General features: G+C 34.5%; 20 protein-coding genes. 9 read left to right on the top strand and 11 right to left on the bottom strand.

Going from position 1 to position 22101, the window contains the following annotated elements; all coding sequences use genetic code 11:
• The first annotated feature begins 17 nt into the window (after positions 1 to 17).
• From OH814_RS16670 to pruA, 4 genes are all read left to right on the top strand, one after another.
• Entirely contained in the window at positions 18 to 560 is a 543-nt protein-coding gene (locus OH814_RS16670; RefSeq protein ID WP_308828932.1) for a DUF6526 family protein, read from the top strand.
• Positions 561 to 585: 25 nt separating this feature from the next.
• The gene (locus OH814_RS16665; protein WP_076561683.1) at positions 586 to 753 is read left to right on the top strand and encodes a phosphatidate cytidylyltransferase; all 168 of its coding nucleotides are present in this window, start codon (positions 586 to 588) and stop codon (positions 751 to 753) included.
• Positions 754 to 762: 9 nt separating this feature from the next.
• Complete coding sequence (locus tag OH814_RS16660; RefSeq protein WP_308828931.1) at positions 763 to 1866, top strand: DNA topoisomerase IB; 1104 nt, start codon at positions 763 to 765, stop codon at positions 1864 to 1866.
• Positions 1867 to 2048: 182 nt separating this feature from the next.
• A complete protein-coding gene (gene pruA, locus OH814_RS16655; protein WP_308828930.1) occupies positions 2049 to 3674 on the top strand; it encodes an L-glutamate gamma-semialdehyde dehydrogenase in 1626 nt (541 codons plus the stop codon).
• Positions 3675 to 3908: 234 nt separating this feature from the next.
• On the opposite strand, the gene OH814_RS16650 is transcribed toward pruA, so the two are convergent.
• On the bottom strand, positions 3909 to 4754 hold the full coding sequence (locus OH814_RS16650; RefSeq protein ID WP_076561686.1) for an ABC transporter permease: 846 nt from the start codon (positions 4752 to 4754) through the stop codon (positions 3909 to 3911).
• A gap of 2 nt (positions 4755 to 4756) precedes the next feature.
• Positions 4757 to 5659 carry an ABC transporter ATP-binding protein gene (locus OH814_RS16645; protein ID WP_123885620.1) on the bottom strand — a complete coding sequence of 301 codons (903 nt, stop codon included), beginning with the start codon at positions 5657 to 5659 and terminating at the stop codon, positions 4757 to 4759.
• 179 nt (positions 5660 to 5838) lie between these two features.
• Between OH814_RS16645 and OH814_RS16640 the strand changes: the two genes are divergently transcribed.
• The 3 genes from OH814_RS16640 (at position 5839) to OH814_RS16630 (ending at position 9200) form a co-directional block, all read left to right on the top strand.
• The gene (locus OH814_RS16640) at positions 5839 to 7188 is read left to right on the top strand and encodes an AAA family ATPase (protein ID WP_201134950.1); all 1350 of its coding nucleotides are present in this window, start codon (positions 5839 to 5841) and stop codon (positions 7186 to 7188) included.
• 95 nt (positions 7189 to 7283) lie between these two features.
• On the top strand, positions 7284 to 8396 hold the full coding sequence (prfB, locus tag OH814_RS16635) for a peptide chain release factor 2 (RefSeq protein WP_076561689.1): 1113 nt from the start codon (positions 7284 to 7286) through the stop codon (positions 8394 to 8396).
• 87 nt (positions 8397 to 8483) lie between these two features.
• Positions 8484 to 9200, top strand: coding sequence for a DedA family protein (locus OH814_RS16630; protein ID WP_115619716.1), 717 nt, complete (start codon positions 8484 to 8486; stop codon positions 9198 to 9200).
• Positions 9201 to 9585: 385 nt separating this feature from the next.
• Here the strand turns inward: OH814_RS16630 and OH814_RS16625 are convergent, their stop codons facing one another.
• Complete coding sequence (locus OH814_RS16625; protein ID WP_308828929.1) at positions 9586 to 10449, bottom strand: alpha/beta hydrolase; 864 nt, start codon at positions 10447 to 10449, stop codon at positions 9586 to 9588.
• A 291-nt stretch (positions 10450 to 10740) separates the two neighbouring features.
• On the opposite strand from OH814_RS16625, the gene OH814_RS16620 reads away from it, so the two are divergent.
• Positions 10741 to 11646 (top strand): DUF808 family protein, encoded by a 906-nt coding sequence (locus OH814_RS16620; protein ID WP_076561693.1) that lies wholly within the window; start codon positions 10741 to 10743, stop codon positions 11644 to 11646.
• 61 nt (positions 11647 to 11707) lie between these two features.
• Here the strand turns inward: OH814_RS16620 and OH814_RS16615 are convergent, their stop codons facing one another.
• Entirely contained in the window at positions 11708 to 12664 is a 957-nt protein-coding gene (locus OH814_RS16615) for an alpha/beta hydrolase (RefSeq protein ID WP_308828928.1), read from the bottom strand.
• Positions 12665 to 12825: 161 nt separating this feature from the next.
• Here OH814_RS16615 and OH814_RS16610 point away from each other — a divergent pair, with 161 nt between their 5' ends.
• Positions 12826 to 13743 (top strand): acyltransferase family protein, encoded by a 918-nt coding sequence (locus tag OH814_RS16610; RefSeq protein ID WP_308828927.1) that lies wholly within the window; start codon positions 12826 to 12828, stop codon positions 13741 to 13743.
• Position 13744: 1 nt separating this feature from the next.
• Here the strand turns inward: OH814_RS16610 and OH814_RS16605 are convergent, their stop codons facing one another.
• From OH814_RS16605 to proS, 7 genes are all read right to left on the bottom strand, one after another.
• The gene (locus OH814_RS16605; protein ID WP_308828926.1) at positions 13745 to 14758 is read right to left on the bottom strand and encodes a glycoside hydrolase family 43 protein; all 1014 of its coding nucleotides are present in this window, start codon (positions 14756 to 14758) and stop codon (positions 13745 to 13747) included.
• A gap of 141 nt (positions 14759 to 14899) precedes the next feature.
• Positions 14900 to 15250, bottom strand: a complete 351-nt coding sequence (locus OH814_RS16600; RefSeq protein WP_076561698.1) for a prevent-host-death protein — start codon at positions 15248 to 15250, stop codon at positions 14900 to 14902.
• A 103-nt stretch (positions 15251 to 15353) separates the two neighbouring features.
• Positions 15354 to 16475: a molecular chaperone DnaJ gene (gene dnaJ, locus OH814_RS16595; protein WP_076561699.1), complete on the bottom strand. Its 1122-nt coding sequence runs from the start codon at positions 16473 to 16475 to the stop codon at positions 15354 to 15356.
• Positions 16476 to 16573: 98 nt separating this feature from the next.
• Positions 16574 to 17110, bottom strand: a complete 537-nt coding sequence (locus OH814_RS16590) for a nucleotide exchange factor GrpE (protein WP_279196708.1) — start codon at positions 17108 to 17110, stop codon at positions 16574 to 16576.
• 507 nt (positions 17111 to 17617) lie between these two features.
• Positions 17618 to 18955 (bottom strand): Nramp family divalent metal transporter, encoded by a 1338-nt coding sequence (locus OH814_RS16585; protein WP_308828925.1) that lies wholly within the window; start codon positions 18953 to 18955, stop codon positions 17618 to 17620.
• Between the two features lie 111 nt (positions 18956 to 19066).
• Entirely contained in the window at positions 19067 to 20365 is a 1299-nt protein-coding gene (locus tag OH814_RS16580; protein ID WP_308828924.1) for an OmpA family protein, read from the bottom strand.
• A gap of 125 nt (positions 20366 to 20490) precedes the next feature.
• Positions 20491 to 21966: a proline--tRNA ligase gene (gene proS / locus OH814_RS16575; RefSeq protein ID WP_308828923.1), complete on the bottom strand. Its 1476-nt coding sequence runs from the start codon at positions 21964 to 21966 to the stop codon at positions 20491 to 20493.
• Between the last annotated feature and the right edge of the window lie 135 nt (positions 21967 to 22101).

Genomic DNA, 22101 nt, shown 5'->3' with positions numbered 1-22101 from the left:
AAAATCATATTTAATGAATGTTTTTAATGAGTTACGGGAAAAACAACAGTATTCAGGTACCACATCAAACTCAAATCATAAAAAAATTAACTTTTTGGAAAGATTATTGCAGTATCGGCAACATGGGAACGCAAAACTATAATAACCACAGAAAATTTTATCCGCCGCATCATTTCATTTATTTGCCATTGTTGTTGATAGCTGAAATTTTTGGAATTTATAAAATATTTAATGACTCAGTGAATCAACTTGTGTGGGTGCTGTTTTCAGTTCTTATATTTCTAATTCTCTATTTAGCAATAATGGTCCGTCAACATTATGCATTGGGACTACAAAACCGCATCGTGAGACTTGAATTTAAGCGAAGATATTTTGAACTGTTCAACACAAGATCAGATGAAGTGGAAGAGAAATTGAATTTCGAACAGATCGCTGCTTTAAGATTTGCTTATGATGAAGAATTTAAAGAACTTTTATATAAAGCTTTAAACGAAAAAATGTCAGGTGATCAGATCAAAAAGTCAATTAAAAAATGGCGAGCAGATCACCATCGGATTTAAAATAACTAACCTAAATTATATTACTATGAAAAAGTGGACTTTATACAGCATGGCTATTTTTAGCTTGATGCTTCTTACAAGCTGCGAGGCAGTAGAAACAATCTTTAAAGCAGGAATGTGGTGGGGGATAATTCTGGTTGTCGGAGTCGTTGCACTTCTGTTATGGCTTTTTTCGCGGGGTAGAAACTCTTAACCAACTTTTATGGAACAATCAGACTTAGATATTATTTCTCATCTTAAGCCATCGAAGATTGTAAAAATTATGAAAGATCCGGTAGCTTCTGCAAAGGCGGTGAATCTTATTTACACCACAGATGCAGAAACTGCCGGAATTATTCGTAGAAAAAGAGGCAAAAAATACCTTTACTTTAAAGATGGTGAAAAAATTAAAGATAAAGAAGAGATTACGCGTATTAATAGTTTAGTCATTCCTCCGGCTTGGGAGAATGTCTGGATATGCGCTTTAGATAATGGTCATCTTCAGGCTACAGGATTTGATGCAAGAAAAAGAAAGCAATACAGATATCATGCACTTTGGAGTGCTTTGCGAAATCAGACCAAATTTTACAGAATGCTGCAGTTTGGCTATGCTTTACCCGAAATTCGACTGCAACTTGAAAAAGATCTTGCTTTAAGAAATTTTGAAAAGCGAAAAATTATGGCTTTGATTGTCAGTTTAATGCAGCGTACCAATATCAGAATTGGTAATAGTATTTACGAAAAGCTTTATGGTTCTTTCGGATTGACTACATTGAAGGGAAAACATGTAAAGGTAGAGGGGCAGAAAATCAATTTTTCATTTAAAGGTAAAAAAGGGGTAATGCATAATGTCAATCTTAAAAGCAAAAGATTGGCAAAATTAATTATGAAATGCAAAGAAATTCCCGGGAAGGAGCTGTTTCAGTATATTGATGACGACGGAAAAAGGCATTCTGTAGATTCTGGGATGGTAAATGAGTATATTAAAGAAATCAGCGGTGAGGATTTTACAGCCAAAGATTTCAGAACCTGGTCGGGAACGGTAAATGCCTTAATTGCATTTAAAGAAATAGGCTATGCCGAAAATAATTCTCAATATAAAAAGAAAGTGAAAGCTGCATTAGATATTGTTGCTGAGCATCTTGGAAATACAAATACAGTGTGCCGGAAATACTATGTGCACCCACTAGTAATTAATTTATACGAAAATAATACCATCAAAAAATACCTTGATGAGCTAGAAGTTATCGAAGAAAATGACGGAAAAGCTGGCTTAACTCACGAGGAAAAATTAGTTTTAAAAATTCTGGAGAACGAAAAGATGTGAGAAAGTGAATTGTGAAAGAGCAATCCGCTCTTCCTTGTCTATTTCTTTTGCTAAAATTTAAGCTTAAATCATTTAAAATCCACTCTTCACTTGCAAAGAAAAATTCACCTTTGACAATTATTCAAAATAAATTTTAAATGTTGTAAATTTGTAAAAAGCAAAAATTAAACAATACAACTCATATGTCAAAAGCAATTTCGCAAGTACCATTTGCAGTAAATGAGCCGGTAACTTCTTATGTACCGGGATCAGCAGAAGTAAAATCTCTTCTTGCAACTTACAAAAAAATGTGGGCAGAAAAGATAGAAATCCCAATGATCATCAATGGTAAAGAAGTGAAAACAGGCGATACTGTTCAGCTTCAGTCTCCGCAGGATCACGCACACGATTTCGGTTTTTATCATAAAGGAACGATGCAGCATGTAGATGATGCAATCAACTCTGCTTTAGCCGCAAAAAAACAGTGGAATGAGCTAGGATGGGAGCACCGTGCAGCGATTTTCTTAAAAGCAGCTGATCTTTTGGCAGGACCTTACAGAGACGTTATTAATGCAGCGACAATGATCGGGCAGTCTAAAAATGTTCATCAGACTGAAATTGATGCAGCCTGTGAATTCATCGATTTCTTAAGATTCAACGTAGAATTTATGACAGAAATGTATTCTGAGCAGCCGGTTTCTGACGCAGGAATCTGGAACAGAGTAGAGTACAGACCACTGGAAGGATTCTGTTTTGCAGTAACGCCTTTCAACTTTACAGCAATTTCAGGAAACTTGCCGACTTGTATGGCAATGCTTGGAAACGTAGTGGTTTGGAAGCCTTCTGACAAGCAAATCTATTCTGCAAAAGTAATTATGGATGTTTTGATCGAAGCGGGTCTTCCCGCAGGAGTTATCAACATGATTTTTACAGACGGAAAAGAAACTGCTGATAAAGTTCTGACGCACAGAGATTTTGCAGGACTTCACTTTACAGGATCTACAAAAGTTTTCCAGGGAATGTGGAAAATGATCGGTGACAATATTCATAACTACAGAACATATCCAAGAATCGTTGGGGAAACGGGTGGAAAAGATTTCGTGATCGCTCACCCTTCAGCAAACGTAGAAGCTGTTGCAACGGCTTTGGTAAGAGGTTCTTTCGAATATCAGGGACAAAAATGTTCTGCGGCTTCAAGAGCTTATATTCCTCAATCTCTTTGGGCTGATGTGAAAAAAGTAATGGAAACTCAGATCGCTTCAATTAAAGTAGGTTCTCCTGAAGATCCTTCAAACTTTGTGAATGCGGTAATCGATAAAAATTCATTCGAAAAATGTAAAGGTTATATCGACAGAGCAGGAATTTCAAGCGTTGCCAATGTAGTAATTGGTGGTAAAACTGATGATTCTAAAGGCTGGTTTGTATATCCAACAGTTATAGAAACTACAGATCCTCAATACGAAAGTATGGTTGAAGAGATTTTCGGACCGATCTTATCTGTTTTTGTTTACGAAGATAAAGACTGGGCAGAAACTTTAAAAGTAGTTGATTCTTCTTCTCCTTATTCATTGACGGGTTCTGTGTTTGCACAAGATCGTTACGCTGTAAACGAGGCTTTCAAAGCGTTAGAAAATGCTTCAGGAAACTTCTACATCAATGATAAACCAACCGGCGCAGTTGTGGGTCAGCAGCCTTTCGGTGGAGGTAGAGCTTCAGGAACAAATGATAAAGCGGGTTCTAAAATGAACTTGCTAAGATGGACGTCTGTAAGATCTATTAAAGAAACTTTTGTTTCTCCTAAAGATTATAAATACCCATATCTTGGTTAATAAATGATAAGTAATGGGCAATGAGTAATTGTTGTTCATTAATAAATATAGCCTCGGAATTTCGATTTCGGGGCTTTTTTATTTTAAGGCATCAGAATGTTAGATTAAATATTTTGAGGTTCTAAAAGGACGATTTATCAAAGCATCGGGTAAAGCCCGATGAAATAATTAAGTAAAATAAAAAAAGTGATTCAAACGAATCACTTTTAATTTTGAATAATATGTAAATAAATTTTACCAGTCTCTCTTTTTCAGAATCAAATAAGACCCGAAAATAAATAAAACACACCAAATCAGGCAAGCAATAAGGCTTTCTGTCGGGTAAGTAAACTCATATTTTAAACCAAGTGCTTTTGCCATATTTAGCCTCAACATCGGGTTAGGAATTAAATTGGACATACTTTCCAGAGGGAAAATTTTGCTGAAGAAAAAGTCATTTTGCAATACTTCATTTCTTTGAGCCGCTTTTAGGCCTGCTAATTTTGAATAAGATTCGATTCCTCCGATAATAGATTCTCCTACCCAAATTACAAAGAATGCAAGGAAAACAAAAACAGATTTTCTTAGTAGAATTGATAAAAACATTAAGAAACAAAAGAATGCAAACAGCTTTAAAAAGTAATTTCCAATAAAAAACATCTCCTTGTAAACCAATGATGATTCTGTGGAGGTTGAGTACTGTAAGCCTAAAAACAAAGTAATAGCAAATACAATAATTGTTGAAATTAAAGTAAAAATAGTGATCGTCAATAATTTTGAACCAATAAATTCTTCTCTGCTCAACCCATCAATCGTATTCTGCTTAAACATTCTGTTGCTGAATTCCTGACAGATCGAAAAGACGATAATTAGCCCTAAAAATATTTTAAGTAAAGCGACAGTCCAGGTCGTAAAATTCCATATTTCAGGAAAGTTATACATCCCTTGTTCTTTCAAATTGATGGTGTCACCAAAAAGTTTAAGATCAATCAAACCGATGCAAAGAAAGATCACCAAAATAGCAAAGTAAAGAATGGTAAAAACCTTGAACGGTGTATAATTCAGATTTTTATAATATTCTAATTTTAATAATTTCATCATGATTAATTAGTGTTTTTTACAAGTTCAAGGAATTGATTTTCAAGCGATTGTTTTTTCTTAGCCAAATGTGACAGGAAAATACCTTTTTCTGCAAGTTTCTGGTTTAATGTTGATGCAGAAATCGATGCATCATCACGCACCTGTGCTTTAATAAGTTCACCTTCTGCCGAAACTGAGGTAAACCACTGAAGTTCTTCCAAAGCACTCAAAAGTGCAGAATTATTATCAGCTTTTAATTCGAAAAAGCCTTGGTTACTGGTTATCTCATCTACTCGTCCGGAATAAATGGCGTTTCCTTCTTTTAAAACAATTACATGACTGCAGATCTTTTCGATTTCATCTAAAAGGTGACTTGCAATAATGATGGTAATACCTTGTTTTGCAATAGCTCCGATAATTTCTCTGATCTGAATAATTCCTTCAGGATCTAAGCCGTTGGTCGGTTCATCTAAGATCAAAACTTCAGGATTGTTGAGTAAAGCCGAAGCAATTGCCAAACGTTGCTTCATCCCTAAAGAAAAGGTTTTGAATGTATCTTTTTTTCTTTCTAAAAGTTTAACGGTATCTAAAACTTCATCAATTCTCGCAAAAGGAGTTCCTTTGATTTCCGCAACAATTTTCAGGTTGGTTTCTGCACTTAGATAAGGATAGAAGTTGGGTTGCTCGATAATAGCTCCGATTTTTTTAAGCGTTTCGGGAGTTGTTCCTTTTTGCCCAAACCAAAACCAGTCGCCGCTTGTAGGATTGATTGTTGAAAGAAGCATCCCGAAGGTAGTAGATTTTCCGCTTCCGTTGGGACCTAAAAGACCGTAAACATTACCTCTTTCTACATCAAAAGAAATATTGTTGACTACGACTCTCTTGAATTTTTTCGTCAGATTCTTTACTGATAAAATTTTTTCCATGTAGTATATTGTATGTACTATAAGTTTCTCTTTTTTGTGAAATGTTACAAGCGAAGTGAACTTTTTAGTTATGAATTATGAATTATGAAATATGAATTATGAATACTTTTAGCTAACAACAAATAACTAACAACCAACAACCAATTTTTTTCATTAAATTTGATTTAAAAGATGTTTGTATGAAGTTAATTGAACTTGCAAAAGAATTAAATGTTTCCGCAGAGTCCATCAAGCAGTTTATTCAGGATTTTGATCTTGACCTGGTTGATTGTATTTCGACCCAGTTTGAAGTAAAAGAAGATTTTGAAAAATTTGCCCGTGAAAATGTAGATTTTTTAAAACTATATGAAACAGATTTAGACAAAAATAAAACCGTCGACCAAATTGCAGAAACTATCAATCAACCTAAAGATAAAATTGAAAAAGCCATTGAAGAAAATCCTTCAAATATTTTTGATAACGGATTGTTTAGATCTTCGATTTCAAGTTATGGGATTGATCAAAAGTTAGGTGGAAATTACAAATTCGTTTATAATTATTTTGGAAATAAAACCAAGCTTCAGCAAAGAGATTTCATCGGTTATAGAGATCTTTTCTTTTATATTTCAGATATTTTGGAGCCGTTTTTAAATCCTCAGCAAACCAAAGACTGGGGAATTCATAAACCTGCAGGAATTATTTTGTACGGACCTCCCGGAAGCGGAAAGATATTTTGGGCCAATAAAATTGCCGAAATCATTAATTATAAGTTTAAAGAAGTTAAAAAACATTATCTCGGCACCTCATTCATTGACGGAAATCAAACCAATTTCAATGATTTTTTGGTGACGATGATGAAGGAAGATAAAGTGTTGCTTTTTTTGGATGATTTTGATGAAATTATGATGGAAAGGAATGCTGAAAATAATGTGGCTTCGTGCAATCTCGAAACCCAGGAGATTATTCTGCATCACGTTTCAAAATTTGAAAGTGAAGGAGTATTGATGGTCGGTTCTGCCAATTCCGTTGCAGACATTGACGAAGAAATTCTGGCACCCGGAAGATTTGATGTTGTTATTCCTGTTTTTCCTCCCAATGCTGCCGAAAGATCAGAGATCATTTTGTATTCAATGACCAAAAATCTGGATAAAGATTCTCTGCTTTTCAAAATTCTGAAAAACAACAAAGCAGATAAAATTCCTTTCTGGAGCGAAACTGTTAAGAAAATGAAGGTTTTCAGTAATACCATGCTGATTGATTTTACTCAAAGTTTAAAAAAGAGGATTAAAAACCGCTACCAAAGAACGAAAGACGAAAAGTTGAAAATTGATGAAACCCTTCTGAATGGTGCTTTGCGAGATGCAGCAGCAAAATTAACTGAAGAATACCTTAACCAAATTGCTCAGTTTTTAAATGATGTCATTATCAATAACCTTGATGATTTTCAAATGAGAATTCATGCGCTAAAATCTGAGCTGGAAACGTATCAGTCTGTAGAAACTCCGAGAAGAGAAATCGGTTTTATGCATAATGACGAAGATAAAGTTTAACGTAAGTGTTGTAACGATTTAGTTTTAGTAATACTTACGAGCAATACCAAAACTCATGATTTTATCCGTAAATTTGCTATTCAAATTTTTTAGTTTTGATTAATAACGACCAGATAAAAGAAATTCAATCCAGAATTGAAGACCTTCATAAATATCTTCAGATCGATAAAAAGAAGATAGAGATTTCTAATGATGACGAAAAAACAGCAGCTCCGGAATTTTGGGATAATCCTAAAACAGCTGAGGTTTTTCTGAAGCAGCTTCGTTCCAAGAAAAAATGGGTAGAAGAGTACGAAGAAATCAATACTCAGTTTGAGGATCTTCAGGTTTTACTGGAGTTTGCGAAAGAAGATGCTGATTCTGAAAAAGAATTGGATGAAGCTTTTCCTCAATTATTAGAGAAAATAGAGAATCTGGAGTTTAAAAATATGCTTTCTAACGAAGGTGACGAGCTTTCGGCAGTACTTCAAATAACGGCAGGAGCAGGTGGAACAGAAAGTTGTGACTGGGCTGCAATGTTGATGAGGATGTATAATATGTGGGCTGAAAAACAGGGCTATAAAATAAAAGAACTGAACTTCCAGGAAGGTGAAGTTGCCGGTGTGAAAACTGTAACCTTGGAAATCGACGGCGAATATGCCTTTGGTTATCTTAAAGGTGAAAATGGCGTTCACAGACTGGTAAGGATTTCTCCTTTTGATTCTAATGCAAAACGTCATACCAGCTTTGTTTCGGTGTATGTTTATCCTTTGGTAGATGATACGATTGAAATCAACATCAATCCGGCAGACATTTCATTTGAAACGATGCGAAGTTCGGGAGCGGGTGGACAAAACGTAAACAAGGTAGAAACGGCTGTTCGTCTTCGTCACGCACCAACAGGAATTATCATTGAAAACTCAGAATCTCGTTCTCAGCTTCAGAATAAAGAAAAGGCGATGCAGCTTTTGAAATCCAGATTATATGAAATGGAATTGGAGGAACGTCTGAAAGCCCGTACCGAAATTGAAGCCAATAAAATGAAAATAGAGTGGGGAAGTCAAATCCGAAATTATGTGATGCACCCTTACAAACTGGTAAAGGATGTGCGGTCTGGTCATGAGACATCAGATGTAGATGCCGTGATGAACGGAAATCTTACGCCTTTCCTTAAAGCGTTTCTGATGGCTGACGGAACTGCAGTTTCAGACGATGATTTTGATCTATAAAAAATCATGTTTACATTTTTGTTAAAATATGCTAATATATTTTCAGCATAATTTTATTAAGCTTATTTTTGTTCATCATCATTACATATGGAAGAATTCAATAGCTGGAGAGATTTATTAAACCCCGAGTTTTATATAAACATGGGTGGGTTTTGGGTTATATTATTTATAATATTTGCCGAAACAGGATTGTTTGTAGGGTTTTTCCTTCCGGGAGATTCACTGCTATTTGTGTCCGGAATTTATGCGGTAGACATTATTTCTCAAACATTCGGTTCTACGGGAAGTGACTTTTTAGATACCACAATTTTGGCAAGTGCTGTAGCTTTTGCTGCGATTGTAGGTAATCAGGTAGGGTATTGGTTCGGAAGCAAAACCGGTCCGGCTTTATACAAGAAAAAAGATACGATGCTTTTCAAGAAAAAATACCTTTATCAGGCACATGATTTTTTTGAAAAAAACGGAGCTTTAGCAATTATTATGGCTAGATTTTTACCTGTAGTAAGAACTTTTATGCCCATCGTTGCCGGAATTGTGAAGATGGATAAAAAATCTTTCCTTCGTGATAATATTATCGGAGGTGTTCTTTGGTCTTTCAGTTTAATTTTTGCTGGACATTACTTAGACAAATTATTCCTTGATCAATTCGGAATCAATCTGAAAGAAAAACTAGAATTTATCATTATTGTAATTGTTTTAATTACAACTGTTCCTGTGGTTCTGAAATTTATGTTTGGAGCGCCAAAAGGAAACCCGAAACTGGAAGATGAAGTTTTGGATGATTTGATTGACAAAGAAAAATAATCAATTTAAAATATAGAAAATAACCTGCAGTTTTGCGGGTTATTTTTTTGCTTCTAAAAAACGTACTATAATTTTTTAGTGTAAAGACTATAAATTGGGCAGGTTTTTAGCAAAATTATCTACGAAATCTGCATAATCAGCGAGAGAAAAAGAAAAAATTATATACGATTTTGGTACGTTATATTTTATTTTAACCGCAAAAGAATCAAAAGATTTTACTAAGCTAATCAGAAGTTTGCAAAACAATTGACAACTCAGGTTTTTCATATTTTGTCAACTTTTGAATTTCTACTTTTCTAATCATTTCTTTTGATTCTTTTGCGGTTAAATATTTTTGTCAAGTATCAAAAAGGAAGGCTTAAATGCTTAAAAAAAGAATTAAATTTTAATTCCTAATCCATTCCAGAATATTGGGGTAAATAATGCTGTCTCTTTTTTTCTTGTTGAAAAATCTTGGAGCATGACCTGTTTTATCCATAAACACCAATTTATGCGGAATATTCATTTTCGTTAATGCTGAGTTTAAAGCTAAACCTTGTTTCTGATTCACCAAAAAATCCTGATTTCCCTGAAATAAAAGCGTCGGAACATTCGTTACATTCGCTATCGGACTAGCTTTTTGGAAATCTTCAGATAAATTTTTTCGGTCAAATTTACTTCCTACCATTTTCTGCACTGTTCCCGAGGTATATTTTGAATAAAATGACTGCAAATATTCTTGCGAATAAAAATCTGTCGGCCCACTGAGTGAAATAATCTTCTTAATTTTATCAGGATTTTGATAGCCGTAAAGCAATGCTAAATGTCCGCCCGCACTTTCACCCAATATGATATAATTATTCGGAAGAAGTTCTGCTTTTTCTGAAAGTGCATTGAATTTTTCGATCACAGAATTGATGTCTTCCAACTGATCTTTGTACGTGAAATGTTTTGAAACCAAGCGGTAATTCATATTAATACTCGGAATATTATTTTCAAAAAGCATCTTCTGAATTTGTATCATGTGTTCCTTTCTTCCATACTTCCAAGCGCCACCGTGAACAATTAAAATAACTGGAGAATTTTGCGGATAATCTGCGGGAAGAAAGACGTCCATTTTCTGGCGTTTGTGTTCACCATAATTAAGATTGTAGATTTTCTGACTGTCTTTTCCCATCCAAACTTTAAACTTAGAATTAGTGCATGAATTTAATACCAAACCAATCAATCCTAAAACAAAAAAATGGTAATTGAGAATCAGCTTTTTCATAGAGTAAAGGTAAGGAGAATTTGATTTTATTGATTATCAATACAGATGATTTTTTATATCTGTTTAATTTTTTTACCCTAAATTTTAAATAATAATTGAGACGGAGACATGACGAAGCGATGACGTAGAAACCTCGTAAGAAAAACAACGTCAAAATCAATAATATAATCTGACTGTTTAAATTTACTGTGAACAATTATTCGGATAAATGAGATTTAAAAGTTCTTTGAAACCAATTAAAATCTATATTTTTGTAAGACTTAACACTTATTAAAAAAATATTAAAATACTATGGCGTCTGGTTTTTTTGCGATTTTAGATGATATCGCTGCTTTGATGGATGATGTTGCTGTAACAAGTAAAATTGCAACCCAAAAAACAGCAGGTATCTTGGGCGACGATCTGGCGGTAAACGCAGAAAAAGCCACAGGTTTTCTTTCTTCAAGAGAAATCCCTGTATTGATGAAGATTATGAAAGGCTCATTTGTCAATAAGCTGATTATTGTTCCTTTTGTCTTCCTTCTGGAGTGGCTGTATTCACCTGCAATTAAAATTATCTTAATCATTGGTGGATTTTATCTGGCTTACGAAGGTGTCGAAAAAATTGTTGAATTTTTATTTCACAGAGATAAAAAAGGACATGAAGTAATCGAAGAAGCACAGGAAGTTGAACAAGACGGTGAGGCGGTAGAAAAAGCTAAAGTAAAATCTGCAGTTACCACTGATTTTATTTTGTCTCTTGAGATCGTTATTATTGCATTAGCTGCAGCCAAAGATGGCTATATAGCGCTTAAATCTCAGTTTAATCCTTTCCTTGTAGAAATAGTTACTGTTTCTGTGGTTTCCATTATTGCAACGGTAGGTGTTTACGGAATTGTAGCATTAATCGTTAGAATGGATGATGCAGGTTTCAAATTAATTAAAAAAAGTAACGATAAAGGTTTTTTTGGTAAATTGGGACACCTTCTCGTGAAAGCACTTCCTTTTGTGATAAAAGCTTTGGGAATTATCGGAACTATTGCGTTGATTTTGGTAGCAGGTGGAATTTTTGATCACAATATTGATTATCTTCATCATTCACTCCCGACATGGCATGAGACACTAAAACAAGTATTATTTGGTATCGTTGGAGGATTAATTGCCTTGTTTTTAATTACTGGTGGAAAGAAAATTTATGCATTAGCGACTAAGAAATAATTGTTAGATCTTAAGACAAAATCCTGCTTCAATATTTTTTGAGCAGGATTTTTAATTTTATTTAATGTTTAGTTTCCTCAAGCCATTTTTCGATTTCTGCGAAACTTTGAGTTGCATCTTCTACCCAGGGAAAATGACCTGCTTTCTCTATTAATACCAATTTAGAATTGGGTAATGTTTGATGAAGCTGTTCTGCAAATTCAGGTAAATTATTGGTGTCCGCTATACCGTTGAGAATTAAAGTTCTTGTTTTGATATCTGAGAATTTTTTCTGTTGAGTATAATAATACTTTAATTCTTTTTCAATCTTCGGTAATTGACCGTTAACTGGTTTTCTTCTACCAGCTTTTGAAATTTCTTTTATAATCGGAATTACTTTTTCTGAAGATTCTTCATCATAACACCACCATTTCAAAGGAGATTCAGATAAATCTCTTCCGTCCGGAGCTTTTTCGGTTTTATGCGTGTACATATAATCCCAGTCTTTTACGACTTGTGAAAACCATTCAGATTCTTTTAATCTTTTGTTTTCGGATTCTTTTTTTCTGTTGTAGACTTCTTCCGGGGATGCAACTAAAGAAGTTCCGGCCAAGATCATTCCTTCAACATGATTTGGATGTTGCAAACCGTAAAGCATGGCCACTGCGCTTTGATCGGAATGTGCAAAGAACCAAATCTTATCGATGTTGAGTTTTTTTCTTAATTCCTCAACTTCTACAACACTTTTCTCAAGACTATAATCTTCTACTTTCTTTGGTAAAGCAGATTTTCCGGTTCCGCGTGAATCATAATATACCATTGTAAATTGTTTCTCCAATGGCTGTAATGTTAATTCATACCCAATTTTTCCTGAATTAGGATGTCCCACAAACATTACCGGACCATTTCCTTTAATAGTGTAATTGATATTTATGCCATCAATTTTTTCTGTGTAATTTCCGTTTTTAAGCTGTTGAGCGTGTGTGAAAATTATAAAAATTGTACTGAAAACGAGTAATGCTTTATATTTAAAATTCATATTATTAAAAATAAAATCTTTTCAAATATATCTAATTAAAATAAATTAATTTTTATCGTGTTTTTGAGAATGAACAGAGGAATAATTTGCCTTATTAATCAATTTTAAATATTTACTTTTGCAAAATTATGGATCTTCAAAAGGTTTGGTTCTAATTAATTATGGGTAGAAATTTATCAATTGATGTTTTAAAAATAATACTGGCATTTTTTGTTGTGTTTCTGCACATGAATTTTCTGAAAGAGACGTATCCTGTTTTGAGTTATATTTTAGTAAACGGACTTTTTAGAATTGCAGTCCCTGTTTTCTTAGTCATCACAGGATTTTATTTTTTCCATATCGACAGCGCAAAAAAACTTAAAAAATGGCTTTTTAGGACGTTTCTGCTGTATGCAATCTGGATGCTGATTTACGTTTCTTATTGGAAAGATAACGAGCAGATTTGGTTGACCATTATCTTCGGATACCATCATTTATGGTATTTAATAGGAACTTTTTTTTCAGGATTGATTCTGTATTTTCTTAGAAACCAAAATTCAAGTTGGCTGCTTACTTTGGCGATTTTTTTATTCTTGCTCGGCTATTTCGTTCAGGTTTTAGGAAATCTACATTATTTAAATACTGAATCAGATTCACTTTTGAATGACTATCTGCTTTACCGTAATTTCCTTTTTGTCTGCTTCCCGTTTTTAACGATTGGTTTTTTAATTAACAAGCACCGAATTGATATTTCAACATACAAAAACTCGTCTTTGCTGGTTATTTTATCAATTTCAGGTGTTATTGCCGAAGCTTTTTTTAATTATAAATATATCAGCAGCGAAAGTACAGACATTCTATTTTCTTTGATTTTTGCGAGCCCACTGTTGTTTTTATACTGCCAGAAAATATATATAAAAACAACCTCGAAAGTTTTAGCCAGCTTTTCTACAGCAATATATGTTGTACATCCGCTGATCATGAAATCTGAATTTTATAAAGAAATTCAGTCGTTTAAAATCTTGATCTTTTTAGCAATTTTAATTCCTGTAAGTTTTGGCTTGGTTTATCTCAACAGAAAATTGAAATATTTGCTTTAAATTAATCCTGACCATTCATTGGCAGAATCATTCCGTTTTGATCATATTTCAGTTCTCTTACTTTCAAACTTCTAAGGTAACTTTTACCACCAGAATTTTTGGAATCGTGATAGAAAAGATACCATGTTTTGTTGATCTCAACGATGCTGTGATGGGTTGTCCAGCCTACAACGGGTGTCAGAATTTCTCCTTTAAAAGTAAATGGGCCATAAGGGTTATCTCCAATTGCATAAACCAGTTTGTGAGTTTCTCCGGTAGAGTAGGAAAGGTAATATTTGTTGTTGTACTGATGAATCCAAACACCTTCAAAAAAACGTCTTTGCTGATCTCCGGATTTTAGTTGATCTCCGTTTTCATCGACAATTAAAACATCTTTCGGTTCTTCAGCCAATTCTTTCATATTGCTTTTGAGCAAAGCAATTTTTGGCAATAAAGCATTTTCGCCTTTTTGCAAGTCAGGATAATCTTTAGAATGTTTGTTGTTTCTGTATTCCTGAAGTTGACCGCCCTTTAACCCTCCAAAATAAATATAATAAGTACCGTTATCATTCAAAACCGTAGGATCAATGCTGTATGTTCCTGAAATAGGATCTTTTTCAGCTTTAAATGGTCCTGTCGGAGATTTGCTGGAAGCTACGCCAATTTTAAACAAATCATTTTTATCCTTCGCAGGAAAATAAAGGTAATATTTGTTTCCTTTTTTGGCAACATCTGGCGCCCAAAGCTGTTGTTTTGCCCACTGAATATCTTCAAGCTGTAAAGCAATGCCATTATCTTTTGCTTTTTGGTTTACGTCATTCAAAGTGAGAACATGGTAATCTTTCATATTAAAATGAGCACCATTGGCAGCATCTTTCACATCAGTCTGAATGTCGTGAGAAGGATAAATATAAATTTTTCCATCAAAAACATGAACAGAAGGATCTGCAAAATATAAATAGTTAAACAAATATCTCGGACTTTCTTGGGCGTAAACGATTGCGCTAAATAATGAAAGTATCAATAGTTTTCTCATTATATTGAATAATTATTCGGTAAGGTTTACGAAATAATGAAAATTACTGATCTTAATAATTTTAATATTATGATTCAGAAAAACGTTTGAAATTATTAAAATTAAAAAAGACAGCGAAATATCATCGTTGTCTAGTTTATATTAATTCATTTCGTAATTGATAATCACCATTCTCAAAATAAAATGTACGAAATCCTGTTCTGCATCTCTTCTGCTGATCAATCGGTTCTTATAATCGTAAGATTTGAAAACTTTTATTAATCTCTGATAGGTTTCAAGCTCTTCATCTTTAATTCTGATTTTTACGTGCCCGTCTTTTCTTTTGATAATTTGGTCATCCAGAGTTCTTACTCTGAATAAAACATCGCATAATATTGGTTTTACTCCACCATATCTCTCCACAATATTTACTTTGAACGCATCAAAAGTAATTGCATGGAAGATTAGTTTAGGTTGAGAATCAGGTGTGCGCAGTTCAAGCTTGTAGTTCATGAGGAGTTTTTTACAATATCCTTTTTAAGGAATATATCAAATTAAAAATTGATGTAAATTTAAAAATAAAAGAGACTTTAAAAAGCCTCTTTTTAAGTTTTTTTTAGTTGAATAGATCTTTTACTTTATCAAAGAAGGTTTTTTCCTTCCCGGAAGGCTCGGCAACCATTTCGCCGCTGCTCATCTGCTTCTCGAAAAAGTCTTTTTGATCTTTCGTAAGTCTTTGTGGAGTCCATACATTGATGTGAATAAACATATCACCTTTTCCATAACTGTCGATACTTGGTAAACCTTTTCCGGCTAATCTTAAAATTTTTCCGGATTGTGTTCCAGGATCAACGGTGATTTTTACTTTTCCGCCAACGGTAGGAATCTCTTTTTTCGTTCCCAAAGCAGCTTCGGCAAAAGAAACATACAATTCCTGATGTAGATTATCACCTTCTCTTTTGATTGTATTGTCTACTTCTTCTTCCACAATCACCAAAAGGTCTCCGGGAATACCGCCAAATGGTGCGTCATTTCCTTTTCCTCTTACATTCAATTGGATGCCGTCTCTTGCACCTGCAGGAATGTTAATGGTAATTTCTTCTTCATCTTTTATTAGACCTTGTGCATTGGCACCTGCAGGAATTTTATCGGCAACTTTACCAATTCCCTGACAAGTTCCACAAGTGGTCTGTGTTTGCATTTGTCCGAACATTGTGTTCATCACCTTCATCTGAACTCCGGCACCGTTACATGTAGGACAAGTTTTTGAAGTGGCACCTTCGGCCATCTTCATTTTTTTTACTTTAAGAGTTTTTTGGGTTCCGTTTACCATCTCTTCAAGATTCAGCTTGATTCTGATTCTTAAATTAGAACCTTTCACCTGCTGACGACCACCGCCGCCACCGCCAAATCCTCCGAAACCTCCGCCACCAAAAATATCTCCAAACTGGCTGAAGATATCTTCCATGTTCATGCCTCCACCGAAGCCACCGCCGCCAAAACCGCCTGCACCGCCTACGCCGGCGTGTCCGTATTGATCGTAGCGAGCTTTTTTGTTGTCGTCGCTTAAAACTTCGTAAGCTTCTGCAGCTTCTTTAAATTTTTCTTCAGCTTCTTTATCGCCCGGATTTTTATCGGGGTGATATTTGATCGCCATTTTTCGGTATGCTTTCTTTATTTCGTCGGTACTTGCAGATTTGCTTACCTCAAGAACCTCGTAATAATCTCTTTTTGACATGATATAGTATAATTGATGATTGATAAATAATAACTGATCTGAAATTCTAAGTGAAAAATTCAATCAATTATCACTCATCATTTATCATTAATAAATTTTTAGTTTCCTGTTACAACTTTTGCAAAACGAATCACTTTATCTCCCAGCGTATATCCTGTTTCGATAACATCTACAATTTTACCTTTCAGGTCTTCAGAAGGTGCAGGAATTTGTGTAATTGCTTCGTGGAAATCTACGTTGAAGCTGTCTCCCGCTCTTACTTCCATTATTTTTAAACCTTTCTCGGTCAGTTTATTTTTAAACTTGTTGTAAATCAGTTCAACACCTTGAAGATCGGCCTCATTTCCGTTTTTAGCAATTTCTTTTAGCGCTCTTTCAAAATCATCTAAAACACCCAACATAGAAACCATCATTTCCTGATTGGCGTAGGTGAAAAAATCCATCTTCTCCTTTGATGTTCTTTTTTTATAGTTTTCAAACTCAGCATACAGTCTTATGTAACGATCTTTTTCTGCTGCCAAAAGTTCTTCTGGAGTAGGCATTTCTGTCACATTTTCTTCAACCGTTTCTTCAGTCTGCGTAATGTTTTCTTCCTGATTATTGATATTTTCTTCGTTGATATCCTGATTTTCCATATTTCAATAACTTTTTACAATGTTGTTTCACAAACATTCTGCCAAAGAAAAAATAATGACATTTAGGCAGAATTTAGGTAGTAGTTGTTTGTTAATAGTCGATAGTTGAGACTTTTCTACATATTGTTTTTTAGTTATAATGGTAATGCATGAATTCCTCTCCTCAGGAGAGGTGGCGAAATTTCGAAGAAATTTTTGTCGGGTGGTTGTTTATTTTCAATTTTTTTATAGTATAATTTGTTCAAAGAATTACATAATGTAAAGCCAAGTTTAATAGAGGAAACTCATGGAGATATTTCTAAGGATTACAAAATTTGTATTTCTGATAGAACTTGAAATGGAAGACTGAAATCTTAGCCCCGATTGAAGCAATTGTTTGAGCTCGTTTTTTTGATCTTGTGTGCGGCGGCAAAGCCACACACAAGATCAAAAAAACAGCGAGTGCGGAAAGCGGGAATTGCTTCAAAAGAAATCTAAGAAAGCCAAACAGTTCATGAAAAAAAGCAATTATTCCCCGAAAAATGTTTGATAGAGAAGGTAAAGATTAAGAATAATGATGACGATAGAAATAATCCAGACGCAAATTTTTAAGAATGGTTTGTTGACAAATTCGCCCATTTTTGCTTTATCATTGGTGAAAATTACCAAAGGAACTACCGCAAAACTCAGCTGCATCGACAAGATAACCTGACTTAAAACCAAAAGATCTGTCGTTCCCTGTTCTCCATAGATAATGGCTACAATTAATGCAGGAATTACGGCTATCAATCGGGTTATTAATCTTCTCAACCACGGTTTTAGTCTGATATTTAGGAATCCTTCCATTACAATTTGTCCGGCAAGAGTTCCCGTTAAGGTAGAGTTTTGTCCGGAAGCTAAAAGAGCAATTGCAAAAGCGATACTCGCCATAGAAGCTCCCAAAATAGGCGTCAACATTTTATAAGCATCATGAATATCGGCAATGTGTTCGTTTCCTGTGGTATGGAAAGTCGCAGCAGCTAAAATTAAAATCGCTGCATTAATGAAAAATGCCAATAACAAAGAAACTGTACTGTCTAAAGTTGCAAATTTTATAGCTTCTTTTTTTCCTTCTCTATCTCTTGTGTAATCGCGGGTTTGCACAATACTGCTGTGAAGATATAGATTGTGAGGCATCACGGTTGCACCCAGAATTCCTATTCCGATGTATAGCATTGCGGGATTGGTAATGATTTCTTTTTGCGGAATTAATCCTCCTAAAATGGCATTGATTTCAGGTTTAGAAATAATAATTTCATATCCAAAACAAACTAAAATAATAAACATTAATCCTGCGACAATACTTTCTATCCAGCGGAAGCCTTTTGCCTGAAGTAGTAAAATAATTAATACATCAATTGTGGTGATGACAATTCCCCAAGTCAACGGGATTCCAAAAAGTAGGTTTAAAGCAATTGCCGAACCAATAACTTCAGCCAAATCACAGGCTGCGATGGCAATTTCACAAAATATCCAAAGTATAAAGTTGGTAGTTGGTTTGAAATGATCTCGACAAGCCTGCGCTAAATCTCTCTCTGCCACAACTCCTAGTTTTACAGATAAATGCTGCAAAACCATTGCAAAAATATTAGAAATAAGAATTACAGAAAGTAGCGTATACCCAAATTGTGATCCTCCCGCAATATCGGTTGCCCAGTTTCCGGGATCCATATAACCTACTGCAACCATTAATCCCGGACCTGCAAAGGCAAGATATTTCCTCCAAAAACCTGATTTTTTAGGAATGGATATTGAAGAGAATACCTCTGGTAATGAGTGAGATGTTTTATCTTTTCGCCAAGCGTTTTTCATATTGAATTCAGTCATTGTTAGAAATGACTAACAAATTTAATTAAATAAATGAAATGGAAGTAAATTTCTCATGAAAAATCCCGAAAAATATTCTTTCGGGATTCATTATATATTTTTAAAGATCAACTATTTTGCGAATCTTACTGACATTTTTCTGTCGACAGCTCTTTCTTCATTAGAAGCTGAAGCATCAACTTTTGCGAACTCACTTCCGTATCCGTCAGCAGCAATAACCTGTGTTCCTACACCTTGTTTTCCTAACCAATCTTTAATGAAATTAGCTCTCTCTGCAGAAAGTTTTTTGTTGTTAGCCTCATCACCGGTTTTATCTGTATATCCACCGATTTTTATTTTTGCATCGGGATATGCTTTTAAAATCGCCACCAAATTTTGTAATTGTCCTTCAGAACCTGCTTCTAAAGTATTTGAACTTCCAATTGTGAAGTTTACATGGTCAAAATCGTACCATTTATTTTTTAAGGCATCATCATTTGCCGCATTTTTGTAGCCATCAGATTTTAGAAAAGTAATCATTTGATCTTCCAATCCTCCTCTGTATCCTTTCAATGCCGTTCCATTTAAATCGATATCTTCATCAACTTTGGTTGTGGTCATTGCGGTTGTATCGCCACTTTGTGTCGACATAGTATCATTTACAGTATTTAAACTGTCTCCTGAAACGTTTGTTGTAGTCGTAGTTTCTTTTTTCTCACATTGTTTCCATAAAAAATATCCTGCCGCAATTAAAAGTAATAATGGAAGAAGCCATTTCCAGATAGATCCGCCTTCAGAAGGAGTAGGGTTGTTTGGGAAAGTACCGTTTTCTGCTGTGCTTCTTGTAACTTCTACTTTTGGTTCTTCGTGTGGAGTCGGTGCGATAGCGTCTTTGTCATTATCAAACTTATAGCCTTTTGCCCAGTCACCCACATTTAATGATGCTAACGAAAGTCCGGCTGGTAAAAGTGTAGAGACGACTCCTTTCTGATCATTTAATAATGATGAAATCCCAGATTTGTCCAGATTATTTTCTGCAGCATATTTTCCTACAGAGCCTACCGTTGCTCCCGTTACTAAGTTTAATAACGAAGATGAAGAATTGTTGCTAATTCCTGCGTATGTAGCAATGGTATTGATAATTCCGCTGAGTTTATCACCAAAAATTGATGTTAGTAATCCCGAAATCATAGAATTGTTAGATGATGTATCTAATGAATTCCCCAAAACACCTTGCGAAGAAGCATTAGAAATAGAATCCAATACCGCAGGATTATCAGAATTGTTGGCTAATCCGCCTACAATGACCGGAAGTAAGCCAGAAACGGCTTTCGAAATTCCGGCTTCACTTTCTCCAAGTTGCGATGCAGCCTGAGAAACAAGTGCAGAACCTAGCTGCCCTTTGATGAGATCAATGATGTTTAATGACATATTAAATAATTTTGAAATTAATGTTAGATAAATTTAAACAAAAATCTGTCCAAATATTAGGTTTCAAAAAAAATCTGCAAAAATTCTTAAAATTCTTGCAGATTTAATAATGATTATGGTAAATTTTAGTAAGCTTTCGCAAATAAAACTCTTCTTTTTGATGGTTTTCCTGAAAGTAAAGAAACTCCTTCTTCAATGTCATCATCCATAGGAATACATCTGATGGTTGCTTTGGTTTCTTCTTTGATCTGCTCTTCTTCTTCAGCAGTTCCGTCCCAATGTGCATAGATAAATCCAGGTTTTTCCTCTAAAACTTTTTTAAATTCATCATAAGAATCTACTTTCGTGATATTGTCTTTTCTAAATTCAAAAGCTTTAGTGTACATATCTTTTTGGATGGTTTTCAACAAATCTTCGATATAAGAGTCAAGACCTTCCAATGGGCGTGTTTCTTTGGTAAGATTATCTCTTCTTGCAATTTCTACAGATTTGTTTTCTAAATCTCTAGGTCCCATTGCAATTCTTAAAGGAACACCTTTCAATTCATATTCAGCGAATTTCCATCCCGGTTTGTTTTGAGTATCATTGTCAAATTTTACTGAAATTCCTTTCAATTTTAATTTATTCTGAATTTCTAATGCTACCTCACTGATTTGATTTAATTGCTCTTCTCCTTTGAAAATAGGAACAATTACCACCTGAATCGGAGCTAAAGTAGGAGGAAGTACTAAACCTAAATCATCAGAATGCGTCATAATCAAAGCACCCATTAAACGTGTAGAAGTTCCCCACGAAGTTGCCCACGCATGTTCTATTTTACCTTCTTTATTGGTGAATTTTACGTCAAATGCCTTTGCAAAATTCTGTCCAAGAAAGTGAGATGTTCCAGCCTGAAGAGCTTTTCCATCCTGCATTAATGCTTCAATACAATAGGTTTCATCAGCACCTGCAAATCTCTCCGAAGGTGTTTTTAAACCTTGTACAACCGGCATTGCCATAAAATTTTCTGCAAAATCTGCATATACTTTATTCATTTTTTCTGCTTCTTCTACTGCTTCATCTTTCGTAGCATGAGCAGTGTGACCTTCTTGCCACAAGAATTCTGAAGTTCTTAAAAATAAACGGGTTCTCATTTCCCAACGTACAACATTTGCCCACTGATTGATAAGAATTGGTAAATCTCTGTATGACTGAATCCACCCTTTATAAGTATTCCAGATGATTGCTTCAGAAGTTGGTCTTACAATAAGTTCTTCTTCTAATTTGGCTTCCGGGTCAACAATTAGTTTTCCCGGATTATCTGGGTCATTTTTTAGTCTGTAATGAGTTACAACTGCACACTCTTTGGCAAAACCTTCAGCGTTTTTTTCTTCAGCTTCAAACAGGCTTTTGGGCACAAATAGGGGGAAGTAAGCATTAACATGACCTGTTTCTTTAAACTTTTTGTCCATTTCGTCACGCATTTTTTCCCAGATTGCATATCCGTATGGTTTTATAACCATAGAGCCTCTTACGCCTGAGTTTTCCGCCAAATCAGCTTTCACAACCAATTCATTATACCATTTGCTGTAATCTTCGCTTCTTGAAGTTAATTTTGCCATTAATTTTTTTTTAATATTTTAACTTTTCTAAAATTATGTAATCTAAAAATAAAAATCTATTTTTGATAGATTTTTGTTACCAATAAGTTGGTATATTTTTGGTACAGAATGCAAATATAATTTAAATTAAAAATT

The sequence above is a fragment of the Chryseobacterium sp. CFS15 genome, assembly GCF_031118795.1.
Lineage (GTDB): Bacteria > Bacteroidota > Bacteroidia > Flavobacteriales > Weeksellaceae > Chryseobacterium > Chryseobacterium indoltheticum.
This window is presented reverse-complemented; position numbering and strand designations above follow the sequence as displayed.

What these genes read in the sequence shown, in the direction of transcription:
- OH814_RS16670 (WP_308828932.1), top strand. Translation starts at nt 18, where the DNA reads ATGTTTTTAATGAGTTACGGGAAAAACAACAGTATTCAGGTACCACAT.
- OH814_RS16665 (WP_076561683.1), top strand. Translation starts at nt 586, where the DNA reads ATGAAAAAGTGGACTTTATACAGCATGGCTATTTTTAGCTTGATGCTT.
- OH814_RS16660 (WP_308828931.1), top strand. Translation starts at nt 763, where the DNA reads ATGGAACAATCAGACTTAGATATTATTTCTCATCTTAAGCCATCGAAG.
- pruA (WP_308828930.1), top strand. Translation starts at nt 2,049, where the DNA reads ATGTCAAAAGCAATTTCGCAAGTACCATTTGCAGTAAATGAGCCGGTA.
- OH814_RS16650 (WP_076561686.1), bottom strand. Translation starts at nt 4,754, where the DNA reads ATGATGAAATTATTAAAATTAGAATATTATAAAAATCTGAATTATACA.
- OH814_RS16645 (WP_123885620.1), bottom strand. Translation starts at nt 5,659, where the DNA reads ATGGAAAAAATTTTATCAGTAAAGAATCTGACGAAAAAATTCAAGAGA.
- OH814_RS16640 (WP_201134950.1), top strand. Translation starts at nt 5,839, where the DNA reads ATGAAGTTAATTGAACTTGCAAAAGAATTAAATGTTTCCGCAGAGTCC.
- OH814_RS16630 (WP_115619716.1), top strand. Translation starts at nt 8,484, where the DNA reads ATGGAAGAATTCAATAGCTGGAGAGATTTATTAAACCCCGAGTTTTAT.
- OH814_RS16625 (WP_308828929.1), bottom strand. Translation starts at nt 10,449, where the DNA reads ATGAAAAAGCTGATTCTCAATTACCATTTTTTTGTTTTAGGATTGATT.
- OH814_RS16620 (WP_076561693.1), top strand. Translation starts at nt 10,741, where the DNA reads ATGGCGTCTGGTTTTTTTGCGATTTTAGATGATATCGCTGCTTTGATG.
- OH814_RS16615 (WP_308828928.1), bottom strand. Translation starts at nt 12,664, where the DNA reads ATGAATTTTAAATATAAAGCATTACTCGTTTTCAGTACAATTTTTATA.
- OH814_RS16610 (WP_308828927.1), top strand. Translation starts at nt 12,826, where the DNA reads ATGGGTAGAAATTTATCAATTGATGTTTTAAAAATAATACTGGCATTT.
- OH814_RS16605 (WP_308828926.1), bottom strand. Translation starts at nt 14,758, where the DNA reads ATGAGAAAACTATTGATACTTTCATTATTTAGCGCAATCGTTTACGCC.
- OH814_RS16600 (WP_076561698.1), bottom strand. Translation starts at nt 15,250, where the DNA reads ATGAACTACAAGCTTGAACTGCGCACACCTGATTCTCAACCTAAACTA.
- dnaJ (WP_076561699.1), bottom strand. Translation starts at nt 16,475, where the DNA reads ATGTCAAAAAGAGATTATTACGAGGTTCTTGAGGTAAGCAAATCTGCA.
- OH814_RS16590 (WP_279196708.1), bottom strand. Translation starts at nt 17,110, where the DNA reads ATGGAAAATCAGGATATCAACGAAGAAAATATCAATAATCAGGAAGAA.
- OH814_RS16585 (WP_308828925.1), bottom strand. Translation starts at nt 18,955, where the DNA reads ATGACTGAATTCAATATGAAAAACGCTTGGCGAAAAGATAAAACATCT.
- OH814_RS16580 (WP_308828924.1), bottom strand. Translation starts at nt 20,365, where the DNA reads ATGTCATTAAACATCATTGATCTCATCAAAGGGCAGCTAGGTTCTGCA.
- proS (WP_308828923.1), bottom strand. Translation starts at nt 21,966, where the DNA reads ATGGCAAAATTAACTTCAAGAAGCGAAGATTACAGCAAATGGTATAAT.